The following is a 12,751-nucleotide window of genomic DNA, read 5'->3' as shown; positions in this document are numbered from 1 at the left end:
TCGGGGCGACGGCGCATTACGTCACCGCCGATCTCGACGAAGGCCCGATCATCGAGCAGGACACGGCGCGCATCACCCATGCGCAGTCGCCCGACGACTATGTCTCGATCGGCCGCGACGTCGAAAGTCAGGTGCTGGCGCGCGCCATCCACGCCCATATCCATCACCGCACCTTCATCAACGGCAACCGCACCGTGGTCTTCCCGGCAAGCCCCGGAAGCTACGCCTCCGAACGCATGGGTTGAGCGCGGGCAAAGAGCTACATCTCTTCTGCTGGCAAACGACAATCTCCCGTTGCCTGCCAGCAGCAAGTATTTGATTATCGCGTGAGGTAATCGAATCATGCTGCGGGAGGGGGTGTCATGACCGACGAGGTGCTGGTTGACCGCATGGCGCTGCCGCGTCCCGACGTTACCGTTGCGGATGCGGAAGAGATCCTTCTTGCCCATTACAGCCTGTCCGGCACGCTGACCGAACTCGGCAGCCAGCAGGATCGGAATTACCGCGTCGATAGCGATCGCGGTCGCTACGTCCTGAAGATCTGCCATGCTGCCTACGAGACCCGCGAGCTCGAAGCGCAGAACGCGGCGATCCATCATCTCAAAAGCAGGCAAGATGCGCCGCGCGTTCCGAACGTGATCTCCGCGAATGACGGGCGGGAGATCGTCGTCCTGACCGTGCGCGGGCAGGGCTACCAGGTGCGGCTGCTCGAATATCTGGAAGGCCAGGGGCTGACGGAGCTGACCTATCTGGCGCCGGCTTCGGTCGCAGCACTTGGTGCGCTCTGCGCGAGGCTGGCCCAGGCGCTTGCCGATTTCAACCATCCCGGTCTCGACCGCAGCCTGCAATGGGATCTCCGGCGCGCCGGACCGGTCGCGGTGCAGCTGCTGTCTGCGATCACCGACAGTGCGGCGCGCGACCGGATCGCCAAGACCATGGTGATGGCCATTCGTCGCATCCAGCCGTTGGCGCCATCGCTCCGGCTGCAGGCCGTGCATCACGACGTCACCGGCGACAATGTCGTCGGTCACCGCAATACCCGTGGTCACATAGTCCCTGACGGGGTGATCGATTTCGGCGACATCATCCGCGGCTGGCTGGTCGGCGACCTCGCCGTCACCTGCGCTTCGCTGCTGCATCAGACGGATGGCGACCCTTTTCATGTCCTGCCCGCCGTCACCGCCTATCAGGCGATCTATCCGCTGACCGAGGAGGAGCTGAAGGCGCTCTGGCCATTAGTCGTCGCACGCGCCGTCATTCTCGTCGCCAGCGGCGAGCAGCAGATTTCGGTCGATCCCGATAATGACTATGTCCGCGGCAATCTCGCGCACGAGTGGGCGATCTTCGATGCGGCGATGTCCGTTCCCTTCGAACTCATGGAAGCGGCGATCCTCAAAGCGGCCGGCGTCGACGTCGCCGCCCCGGAAGCATCGGGATGGCTGCCGTTGCTGCCCGACATCGATCCCGCCGAGATCGCCTATGTCGATCTTGGGGTGCGCAGCCCGCATTTTTCCGCCGGCAACTGGTTGAATGCCGACATGGACTGGCGGTTGCTTGCCCGCGCCGCGACCGAAAACGGCACGGCGGCAACGCGCTACGGCGAATATCGGCTTTCCCGCGCGAGTCTGGGAAATGCGAAGGAACAAGCGACCTGCGCGCTGCATATCGATATCTGCCTTGCTGCAGGCAGCGCGGTTGCGGCCCCCTTTGCCGGCCGGATCGGCTGGAAGGACCAGCATCTGACGCTCGCCGGCGACAGCATCACCTTGCATCTCGATGGGCTTGACCTCTCGGTCGAGGATGGCGCCGAGGTTGCCGGCGGTGATCCGCTCGGCACGGTTTTCGGAGAGGCTTCGTCGCTCGGCGGGCTGCGTGTCCAGTTTTGCAGTGTCGCCGGTCTCGAACCGCCGCTCTTTGCCACACCGCGCGAGGCGGCGGCCTGGTCGGTCCTCTGCCCTTCGCCGTCACTCCTTCTCAGCCCCGGAGCGGATGCGCCGAAACCTGATACTGCAGGACTGCGTGCCAGGCGGCAGGCGCATCTCGCAAGGCCGCAGAAGAATTATTACGCGGCACCGCCGCAGATCGAGCGCGGCTGGCGGGAACACCTGTTCGATGTCGAGGGCCGCGCCTATCTCGACATGGTCAACAACGTCACCATTCTCGGCCATGGCCATCCCAAGTTCGCGGCGGCGATCAGCGCGCAATGGCTGCGGCTCAACACCAACTCACGCTTTCACTATGCCGCGATCACGGAATTTTCCGAGCGCCTCGCTGCCCTTTCGCCGGATGGACTCGACGCGGTCTTCCTGGTCAACAGCGGTTCTGAGGCGAACGATCTGGCGCTTCGGCTGGCGCAAGCCCATAGCGGCGCGCGCAACATGCTGTGCCTGCTCGAAGCCTATCATGGCTGGTCGGCGGCGAGCGATGCCGTCTCCACCTCGATCGCCGACAACCCGCAGGCTCTCACCACTCGGCCGGACTGGGTGCATGCCGTGGTGTCGCCGAATATCTATCGCGGCGCATTCCGCGGTCCCGATACGGCAGCGCACTATCTCAGCGCCGTAACCCCGGTGCTGGAGGCGATCGACGCCAGCGGCGACGGGCTTGCGGGCTTCATCTGCGAATCGGTCTACGGCAATGCCGGCGGCATTCCGCTGCCGGACGGTTATCTCAGGGACATCTATGCGCAGGTACGCGCCCGCGGCGGCGTCTGCATCGCCGACGAGGTGCAGGTCGGTTATTCCAGGCTGGGGCATTATTTCTGGGGCTTCGAGCAGCAAGGGGTCGTGCCCGATATCATCACCATCGCCAAGGGCATGGGCAACGGCCATCCGCTCGGCGCCGTCATCACCACGCGGGAGATCGCCCAATCTCTGGAGAAAGAAGGCGCGTTCTTTTCCTCCACCGGCGGCAGCCCGGTCAGCTGCGTCGCCGGCATGACGGTGCTCGACATCATGGCTGAGGAAGAGCTCCAGGAAAACGCCAGGACGGTCGGCGATCATCTGAAGGCGCGGCTCGCCGCGCTGATCGACCGCCATCCGATCGCGGGCGCCGTGCACGGCATGGGGCTCTATCTCGGCCTCGAATTCGTCCGCGACAGAACGACGCTGGAGCCGGCGATGGAAGAGACCGCTGCCATCTGCGACCGGCTTCTCGAACTCGGCGTCATCATGCAGCCGACCGGCGATCACCAGAATGTGCTGAAGATCAAACCGCCGCTCTGCCTCAGCATCGAAAGCGCGGATTTCTTCGTCGACATGCTGGAGAAGGTGCTCTCTGAAGGCTGGTGACACAGCGCTTCCGGCGTTAACCAAATCGCTCATTTCGAGGCGTTTCGATTTTTAATGAAATGGGCCATTGCCTGATACGGCAAGGCTTCCTATGTCTGCCGCGGTGATCGATCAAACTCTGATTCTGTCATGCGAATTTTACGAAGAGCTGATATGTTTCTTTCTGTAAGTTCGGGTTACGACGGAATGAATTTTTTCGGATCGTCGACATTTTGACACGTTTCGGAATATGTTTCTGACAGGCCATCGGGTAATCTCTACCAAGTTAGTGGATTATTGAAGACAGCCATCACCGGCCCCGGGCTCTTCCGGGACCACTCAAGTGCAACGCCAACGCAAGGAACGAGACATGATAAACATCGATATTCTCGCCGATCTGCCTGGGCGATTTGTGCTTGGCAATGACCGTCCGGGCGCCCTCTCCCGCCCGAGCTGTCGAATGTGACGTTCGTCCTCCTTTCAACGGTACCAGACAAGTCAATTCGCCATGGCTGCGCATGTCGCGCGGCAGGAGTTCTATCTATGAAGAAGCAAGTTATCGAATATGCAGGCGTTCCCGTCGGGATCGTCATTCCCGATGAAGACCGGCTGAAGTTCATCGCCGTGAAATTTCATGTCCACGACCTCGACGAGCAGCGTTTCGGCTCGCCCGACGAGGTGCGGCTGGCCATTCATGACCTGATGACCCGCCGTCATCCGAAGCCGCTTCATGCCTGAGGGCATGAGGCCACGATTGACATTCACGGCTTTTCCCGATGTCCGACCGGTCCCGCCAAATGGGGCCGGTCTTGTTTTTTGAGGGCAATTGCAGTCCTATCGGCGGCCTTTCTGCATAAGGATCCGCCCTTGCCCGATCTTCTCAACCTCATCACCGACATCGAAGGCGTTTCCGTCGGCCACGCGACCGACCTTGCGCTCGGTTCCGGCGTCACCGTCATCGTCTTCGACGAACCGGCCGTCGCCTCCGGTACCGTGCTCGGCGGGGCGCCTGGCGGGCGCGACACCGGCCTGCTCGATCCGTCGATGACCGTCAATGCCGTGGATGCCTTCGTGCTCTCCGGCGGTTCCGCCTTCGGGCTGGATGCGGCCGGCGGCGTGCAGGCGGGCCTGCGCGAACTCGGCCGCGGATTTGCCGTCGGGTCGGTGCGCATACCGATCGTGCCGCAGGCAATCCTGATGGATCTGCTGAACGGCGGCGACAAGGATTGGGGGCTCCACTCGCCCTATCGCGACATGGGCTATGCGGCATTGAAGGCAGCGGCCAAAGGCGCCTTCGCGCTCGGCACGACAGGGGCCGGCACAGGGGCGACGACCGCCACCTTCAAAGGTGGGCTCGGCTCGGCCAGCGCCGTCAGCAGCGCCGGACACCGCGTTGCAGCTGTTGTCGCGGTCAACGCGCTCGGCTCGGCAACGATCGGCGACGGTCCACATTTCTGGGCCGCACCTTTCGAAAAGGACGGCGAATTCGGCGGGCTCGGCATGCCTGCGGTGGCCGACCACCGGATGCGGCTCAAGGGCATGAACACGACCGCGACGACGATCGGCGCTGTCGTGACCGACGCGCAGCTGACCAAGGCCGAGGCGCACCGGCTTTCGCTTGCCGGCCATGACGGGTTTGCCCGGGCACTGCTGCCTGCGCACCTGCCGCTCGACGGCGACACCGTCTTTGCCGCATCGACGGCCAGGCATCGAAGAGACGACATGGCGAGCCTGATGGAGCTTTGCCATCTCGCCACTATCGTCATGGCGCGGGCGATCGCCCGTGGCGTCTACGCGGCGACCGCACTGCCGGTCGAAGGCGCGCAAAAGGCTTGGTGTGACCGCTATCCGAATGGTCATTGATTGAATAGGGTCCGAACCGGCAGACCGAATATGCCGAATGGCGGAGAGACGTGAATGCAGATCCGGGCGCTGATGTATTTCGACGAGCTGGTCAGGACCAATTCCATGCGCCAGGCGGCCGAGAACCTCAATGTCGCGCCGACGGCGATCAGCCGGCAGATCGAGAACCTCGAATACCACTTCGGCGCGCCGCTCGTCGAGCGCAGCGCCCGCGGCGTCAAGCTGACGGCAGCCGGCGAGCTGCTTGCCGCCCGCGCCGGCCGGACGCTGCGCGAACTCGATCACGTGCAGCAGCTGATCGAAGACCTGAAGGGCCTGCAGCGCGGCCGTGTCAGCATCTATGCCAATGGCGCCACCGTCGCCAATCTGCTGGCGCCGGCGCTTGCCGAATTCAGCCTGAAATATCCGAAGCTGCGTTTTACCGTGACGATCACCAGTGCGCGGCAGGCCGTCGATGCCGTCAACAGCGCCGAGGCGGATATTGCGGTGACGTTGTTTGCACCTCCCATGTCCGGCACCAAGGTGCGGCTGCGCTCCGAGATCGCCTATGATCTCATCGTCACGCCGCAGCATCCGGCCGCCGCGCATACCGAGATCGCGGTGCGGGAGCTCGCCGATCATGCGCTGGCGCTGCCCGACCAATCCTTCGGTTTCCGCCAGGCATTCGATACTTTGTTCGAGAAGGAGGGGTTGAGCCTCGATCCCGTCTTCGTCACCAGCTCGCTCGAAATGCTGAAGGAACTCGTGCTCAGCGGGGCTGCGGCGACGCTGCTGCCGGCGCTCACCGTCCGTCGCGAGATCGAAGCGGGTCAGCTTCTCGCCATTCCGCTTGCCGGCAAAACCGGCATCCGCACCCATGTCGATCTCTGTGTCGCGCCGGACCGGCAGCTGTCCTTTGCCGCGACGAAACTGCTCGACTTCATCGAAAGGTTCATGCGGGAGCGCACGAACCGCCGAGGCGAGACGAAAGACTGACGCTCCAAGCTTGCATTGCCCGCGAATTTCAGGTGTAGCTTTTTCGGCTACACTGAGCACACAAAATCGTCATTGTGTGTGCACTGGCATAGTGCCACTTTATCGCAAAAGGCCTTCGCCACCGAGCATGGCCAGACAGGGGACATGATGATCAAGCTTTCGTTTGCGCCTTCGCGTTTCATCAGGCGGCTTTCCCTCGGTGCTGCGCTTTCGGCCGGCCTCGTGATGACGGCGATGACGCCGGCGGAAGCGGCGAAGACCACCCTCAATCTCGGCATGAGCGTCGAGCCGACCGGCCTCGATCCGACGATCGCGGCACCCGTCGCAATCGGTCAGGTAACCTGGCAGAACGTATTCGAGGGGCTGGTGACGATCGACCAAGCCGGCAAGGTCCAGCCGCAGCTGGCGAAAAGCTGGGATATTTCTGCCGATGGCCTGACCTATACGTTCAAGCTGCAGACCGGCGTCAAATTCCATGACGGCGAGGCCTTCGATGCCGCGAGCGCCAAGTTTTCGCTCGACCGCGCCCGCGGCGCGGATTCGGTCAATCCGCAAAAGCGCTTCTTCGCTTCGATCGCCTCGATCGATACGCCCGATGCCGAAACGCTGGTGCTGCATCTCTCGGCGCCGACCGGCAGCCTGATCTACTGGCTCGGCTGGCCGGCCTCGGTAATGGTCGCCCCGAAGACGGCGGCCGACGACAAGACGACGCCGATCGGCACCGGTCCCTTCAAATTCGCAAGCTGGGCGAAGGGCGACAAGGTCGAACTCGCCAGGAATACCGATTACTGGAACAAGGATGCGGCCGCCAAGCTCGACAAGGTGACCTTCCGCTTCATCGCCGATCCGCAGGCGCAGGCGGCTGCGCTGAAATCCGGCGATCTCGACGCCTTTCCGGAATTTGCCGCGCCCGAGCTGATGAGCTCCTTCGACGGCGATGCGAGGCTCGTTACCAGGATCGGCAACACGGAACTCAAGGTCGTTGCCGGCATGAACAATGCCAAGAAGCCGTTCGACGACAAACGCGTGCGCCAGGCGCTGATGATGGCGATCGACCGCAAGACGGTGATCGACGGCGCATGGTCCGGCCTCGGCACGCCGATCGGCAGCCACTACACGCCGAACGATCCGGGCTATCAGGACATGACCAATGTGCTGCCCTATGACGTCGAGAAAGCGAAGGCGCTGCTCGCCGAAGCCGGCTATCCCAACGGTTTCACCTTCACGATCAAATCGCCGCAGATGGCCTATGCGCCGCGCAGCGCCCAGGTGATGCAGGCGATGTTTGCCGAGATCGGAGTGACGATGAATATCGAACCGACGGAATTTCCGGCGAAATGGGTCCAGGACATCATGAAGGACCGCAACTTCGACATGACGATCGTCGCCCATGCCGAACCGCTCGACATCGACATCTATGCCCGCGATCCCTATTATTTCAATTATAAGAACCCTGCCTTCAACGCGCTGATGAAGAAGGTGCAGGAGACGACCGATCCCGCCGCGCAGAATGCGATCTACGGCGAGGCGCAGAAGATCCTCGCCGAGGACGTGCCGGCGCTCTATCTCTTCGTCATGCCGAAACTCGGCGTCTGGGACAAAAAGCTGAAAGGGCTGTGGGAGAACGAGCCGATCCCCTCCAACGTACTCTCGGGCGTGTCCTGGGACGAGTGAGAGCGGTAGGTTAGGGGCGGGATGTGATGAGGTGAAGGCCTTGGAGAGATCCGACATACATTTGGTCGATATGGCGCGCAGCTCTCTCCCTCCCTCGCCAAGTGAGGTCAATCTGGGCCGGGATTGTCTGGTTTCGCTGGTGGATGGCATTTCTGACACGGGGATCTGCGCCCTGATTGGCTCCTCCCGCCAACTCCAAACTCCGTCTTGCTCGGGCTTGACCCGAGCATCCACACCACATCCATCAACAGCAGTGGCATGGATCCCAGGCTCAAGGCCTGGGATGACGAGTGGAGTTGGCGTTCTCGCCAAACTCGCCGCCGGCGCGTCGGGGGCTCCGCGTGAGGGCGGAGGGGGCGTGCCGCGTTCGATTGCCGCGGTGCTCGATCCGATATGATCACCCTCCTCGCCCGCCGCTTCGCCGGTCTCCTCGTCACGCTCGTCGTCGTCTCGCTGCTGATCTTCGCCGTCATGGACCTTCTGCCCGGCGATCCCGCCTCGATTATGCTTGGCACCTCGGCAACGCCTGAAACGCTTGCGGCACTGCGCCACGATCTCGGGCTCGACCAACCGCTGCTGCTGCGTTACGGGCAGTGGCTGACCGGCGTGATCTCCGGCAATCTCGGCAATTCCCTAACCTATGGCGTGCCGGTCGCGGGTTTGATTCTCGAGCGGCTAACGGTCACGCTGCCGCTGGCGCTGATGGCGATCGCGCTTTCGGTGGCGATTGCCTTGCCGCTCGGCGTGCTGGCCGCTTCGCGCCGCGGCGGTCTCTTCGATATCATCGCAACATTGTTTTCGCAGATCAGCATCGCCGTGCCCGCCTTCTGGGTGGCGCTGCTCCTGATCATCCTGTTTTCGACGATGCTCGGGCTGATGCCGGCCGGCGGCTTCCCCGGCTGGAGCGCCGGTATCCTACAGGCATTGCAGGCGCTCGTTATGCCCGCCGTCGCGCTGGCGATGCCACAGGCGGGCGTGCTGACGCGGGTGGCGCGCTCAGCTGTGCTCGACACCATGCATGAGGATTTTGCCCGCACCGCCGTGGCGAAAGGGCTCTCTCGTCGTGCGGTGCTGTGGCGTCATATCGTGCCGAACGCGCTGATCCCGATCCTCACCATGATCGGGCTGCAATTCACCTTTCTCGTTGCCGGCGCGGTGCTGGTGGAAAACGTCTTCAACCTGCCCGGCCTCGGTCGGCTCGCCCTGCAGGCGCTTTCCCAGCGCGACATCATCGTCATGCAGGATGTCGTGCTGTTCTTCGCAGGCCTCGTCATCGTGATGAACTTCGTCGTCGATCTCTCCTATCTGGCGATTGATCCCAGGATGAGAAAGGCGGCCTGACGATGGCACCGATCGTATCCACCGCCATCACCAGCCGCGGCCGGACCTTTAGACTTAGCCGGCGAATGAACCTGATTTCAGGGGCTGTCATCATCGGCCTGCTGGTTGCCGTGGCGCTGTTGTCGCTTGTGTGGACGCCGCTGCCGCCGGCGAAAATGCAGATCATCCACAAACTGCAGCCGCCGCTTGCCTTCGGCCTGCTCGGCACCGACCAGTTCGGCCGCGACGTGCTGTCGATGCTGATGGCAGGCTGCTGGAATTCACTGTCGATCGCCATTACCGCGGTTATGATCGGCGGGACGCTGGGTTCGATCGCCGGCGTTTCGGCGGCGGCGATCCGCGGTCCGTTCGAAGCGCTGCTGATGCGGATCTGCGACGTCATCTTTGCCCTGCCGCCGATCCTGTCGGCCATGGTGCTCGGCGCCTTTCTCGGGCCGGGACGGTTCACCGCAATCACCGCGATCGCCGTCTTCATGATCCCGGTCTTTGCCCGGGTGACGCTTGCGACCTCGCTACAGGCCTGGAGCCGCGACTATGTGACGGCGGCGCGCGCGATCGGCAATACGCGCCTGACCATTTCGCTGCGCCATGTGCTGCCGAATATCATGAGCCAGATCATCGTCCATGGCGCCATCCAGCTGGGGCTGGCGATCCTGACCGAAGCGGGTCTCAGCTTCCTCGGTCTCGGCATGGCGCCGCCGGCGCCGACCTGGGGCCGTATGCTTGCCGATGCACAAACCTATCTGGCGCTCGCCCCCTGGCTGGCGATCCTGCCCGGTCTTGCCATCGCGCTCACCGTCTTCGGCTTCAACATGCTCGGCGACGGTTTGCGTGATTTGCTCGACCCGCGCGAGGCGAGCCGCTGATGTCCTCCCAAGACGAAAAGCCCGAAAGACCATGCCATGACCGAAACCGACCTTACCATCCGCGAACTCAGGCAGCGCTTCGCCGATAAGAGCCTCTCTCCCCTCGATTATTGGCTCGCCCTGGAAGACCATATCGCCGCTTGGGAGCCTTCGATTTCGGCACTCTACCTCTACGATCCGGAATCGGCGCGCGCGCAGGCGAAAGCTTCGACCGAGCGCTGGTCGAAGGGCGAAATGCTTGGCGCCCTCGACGGCATCCCGGTGACGCTGAAAGAGTTGATCGCCACCAAGGGCCAACCGGTGCCGCTCGGCACGAAGGCGATGGAACTGATACCGGCTGACGCCGATGCGCCGGCCGCCGCCCGGCTGCGGGAAGATGGCGCAGTGATCTTCGCCAAGACCACCTGCCCGGATTACGGCATGCTGTCCTCCGGGCTTTCGAGCTTTCATCCTCTCAGCCGCAATCCCTGGGACACTACACAGAATCCCGGCGGATCGAGCGCCGGGGCCGCAGCGGCCGCAGCGGCCGGCTACGGGCCGCTGCATATCGGCACCGATATCGGCGGCTCAGTGCGCCTTCCCGCCGGCTGGACCGGCATCTTCGGCTTCAAGCCGAGCCATGGGCGCATTCCGGCCGATCCCTATTATGTCGGGCGCTGCGTCGGGCCGATGGCGCGCACGGTCGAGGATGCGGCCTTTTCGATGGCAACGCTGTCGCGGCCGGACTGGCGCGACGGCACCAGCCTGCCGCCGAACGATTTCAACTGGATGGATCTCGACATCGACATGTCGGGCATGACGATCGGGTTGATGCTCGATGCCGGCTGCGGGCTTGCGGTGGAGGACGAGATCAGGGTCTCGGTCGAAGCGGCGGCGAGATGCTTCGAGAAGGCCGGCGCGACCATTGTATCAGTCCAGCCGGTGCTGACACGCACGATGCTGGATGGGCTCGACAATTTCTGGCGGTCCCGGCTTTGGGGCGATATCGCCGATCTCGACGAAGAACGCCGCGACAGCATCCTGCCCTATATCAGGGATTGGGCGAAGGGCGGCGCCGACATCCGCGGCGTCGATGCGGTCAAGGGTTTCAACCAGACGATCGAAATGCGCAAGAGCTGCGGACGGCTGTTCACCGAGATTGACGCCCTGCTTTCGCCGACCAATCCGATCATCTCCTATCCGGCCGAATGGGCATCGCCGACCAATGATCCGGCCCTGCCCTTCGAGCATATCGCTTTCACGGTGCCGTGGAACATGTCGGAGCAGCCGGCCGCCTCGATCAATTGCGGTTTCTCTCGCTCGGGCATGCCGATCGGCCTGCAGATCGTCGGGCCGCGCTTCGACGACATGCTGGTGCTGAGACTATCGAAAGCCTTCGAGGACTGGACGGGCGGCGTGAGATCCTGGCCGCAGCCGCCGGATATCTGATCAGCTGATCGGCCGGCGATAACCGCTCGGCTGTTCGTAGAGCCAGCCGATGCGTTCGACGGCAGCCTCGAAATTCTCGCGCGCCACCGTCATGCTATGGCCGTTGGCGTGGAGGATGGTTTCCGGATCCTCGAAGAGGGCGACATGGCCCTTCCAGAATACCAGGTCGCCGCGGCGGATGTCGGAGCGGTCGATCGGCTCGCCGAGGCCCGCCGCCTGCATGTCGGTATCGCGCGGTGCGGCTCTGCCTGTCATCAGCATCGCCAGCTGGACGAGACCGGAGCAATCGATGCCGAGGCCGGACCGTCCGCCCCAGAGATAGGGCGTTTCCAGGAAACGGGCTGCGATGCCGACATAATCGGCGCCGTCGAGCGCGCCGATCGGCTGGACATGCTTGGCGAAGATCGCCGTCCCGTCCTCGAGCACGACATAGCGATTGCCGCGCGCTTCCGCCTCGCCGGCGACGTGAACGCGGCTTCCCATCGACAGGATGGCCTGGTGGGGCTTGCGCAGTTCCGGTTCCGGATAGAGGAAGCTGCGCTGCACGGTGACGATATGGGTCGGCGCCGGCCTGCCTTCCACGAGCGCGTCTGCCTCGATATAACCGACATAGCCGTCCGAGGCGGCTTTCACCCAGCACCAGCCGTCGGCGCGATCGAAAACCGTCACCTCTTCGCCGAGGAGCAGCTCGGTATCGATGCCGCGCGCAAGATCCGGTGCGGGCCGCAATGCCGCCACCGGAATGGCGACGCGCGCCGCCGCACCTTCCACGAAGCGCAAAGCCTCCACCTTGCCTTCGAGCCCCGCTTCCGCGAGATCCGGCCGGTAGGCATGCAGGCGGCGGTCGAGCATCGTCATTGGCATTCCTTTCAGAGCGGCAGCCGGCGGCCCTGATCCCGCACGAGATCGCCGAGCTTTTCCAGATAAAGCGCGCCGCCGACGGTGCGCTTGATGATCACGTTGCGCCGGTCGGCATCGTCGCGCACGCGATCGACCAGACCCATCTCGCCCATCGTATCCAAGGCGCGGGTGATGACCGGCTTGGTGACCTCAAGCGTGGCGGCAAGCCCGCGCACCGTGTGCGGCGGCGGCACCAGATAAATATGCAGCAGGATCGCCATTTGGCGCAACGTCAAATCGCGGTCGTCGTGGCGGACCTGATCGAGCGCCACGCCATGCCAGAGCCCCAGCGCCTGCGAGGCGGTCAGTTCGATCGGCACGGCCCCTCCGGAAGATCGTTACGCTAACGTTCCATTTTCCGGCAGTTGCCATACACATGCAAGGGCGGCCGGGAACTGCTGTCCGGCAAGGTGAATAAAATTTTAACGATCGGCG

Annotated in this window: 11 protein-coding genes; 9 read left to right on the top strand and 2 right to left on the bottom strand. The window is 63.4% G+C overall.

Going from position 1 to position 12,751, the window contains the following annotated elements; all coding sequences use genetic code 11:
* The 9 genes from EEQ99_RS28120 to EEQ99_RS28080 all read left to right on the top strand — a co-directional run.
* A partial coding sequence (locus tag EEQ99_RS28120) for a formyltransferase family protein (protein ID WP_280178055.1) occupies positions 1–245 on the top strand: 245 nt, incomplete at its 5' end.
* Positions 246–362: 117 nt separating this feature from the next.
* Positions 363–3,290: an aminotransferase gene (locus EEQ99_RS28115; RefSeq protein ID WP_127431398.1), complete on the top strand. Its 2,928-nt coding sequence runs from the start codon at positions 363–365 to the stop codon at positions 3,288–3,290.
* A gap of 522 nt (positions 3,291–3,812) precedes the next feature.
* Positions 3,813–4,007: a hypothetical protein gene (locus EEQ99_RS28110; RefSeq protein WP_003544544.1), complete on the top strand. Its 195-nt coding sequence runs from the start codon at positions 3,813–3,815 to the stop codon at positions 4,005–4,007.
* 129 nt (positions 4,008–4,136) lie between these two features.
* Entirely contained in the window at positions 4,137–5,132 is a 996-nt protein-coding gene (locus EEQ99_RS28105) for a P1 family peptidase (protein WP_127431397.1), read from the top strand.
* Positions 5,133–5,186: 54 nt separating this feature from the next.
* A complete protein-coding gene (locus tag EEQ99_RS28100; RefSeq protein WP_047617496.1) occupies positions 5,187–6,107 on the top strand; it encodes a LysR substrate-binding domain-containing protein in 921 nt (306 codons plus the stop codon).
* 147 nt (positions 6,108–6,254) lie between these two features.
* The gene (locus tag EEQ99_RS28095) at positions 6,255–7,781 is read left to right on the top strand and encodes an ABC transporter substrate-binding protein (RefSeq protein ID WP_174824511.1); all 1,527 of its coding nucleotides are present in this window, start codon (positions 6,255–6,257) and stop codon (positions 7,779–7,781) included.
* 393 nt (positions 7,782–8,174) lie between these two features.
* Complete coding sequence (locus EEQ99_RS28090) at positions 8,175–9,122, top strand: ABC transporter permease (protein WP_047617492.1); 948 nt, start codon at positions 8,175–8,177, stop codon at positions 9,120–9,122.
* Between the two features lie 2 nt (positions 9,123–9,124).
* A complete protein-coding gene (locus EEQ99_RS28085) occupies positions 9,125–9,988 on the top strand; it encodes an ABC transporter permease (protein ID WP_097544455.1) in 864 nt (287 codons plus the stop codon).
* A gap of 36 nt (positions 9,989–10,024) precedes the next feature.
* Complete coding sequence (locus tag EEQ99_RS28080) at positions 10,025–11,416, top strand: amidase (RefSeq protein ID WP_047617489.1); 1,392 nt, start codon at positions 10,025–10,027, stop codon at positions 11,414–11,416.
* Here the strand turns inward: EEQ99_RS28080 and EEQ99_RS28075 are convergent, their stop codons facing one another.
* Together EEQ99_RS28075 and EEQ99_RS28070 are read right to left on the bottom strand one after the other, a co-directional pair.
* Positions 11,417–12,274 carry a C40 family peptidase gene (locus EEQ99_RS28075; RefSeq protein WP_127431396.1) on the bottom strand — a complete coding sequence of 286 codons (858 nt, stop codon included), beginning with the start codon at positions 12,272–12,274 and terminating at the stop codon, positions 11,417–11,419. It abuts the gene before it with no gap.
* 11 nt (positions 12,275–12,285) lie between these two features.
* A complete protein-coding gene (locus tag EEQ99_RS28070) occupies positions 12,286–12,636 on the bottom strand; it encodes a MarR family transcriptional regulator (protein WP_047617485.1) in 351 nt (116 codons plus the stop codon).
* Positions 12,637–12,751 lie beyond the last annotated feature (115 nt).

The sequence above is a fragment of the Rhizobium anhuiense genome (assembly GCF_003985145.1).
In the GTDB taxonomy this organism is placed as follows: domain Bacteria; phylum Pseudomonadota; class Alphaproteobacteria; order Rhizobiales; family Rhizobiaceae; genus Rhizobium; species Rhizobium anhuiense.
Note: the sequence above shows the minus strand (reverse complement) of the source record. Positions and strands in the feature narration are given on the sequence as shown.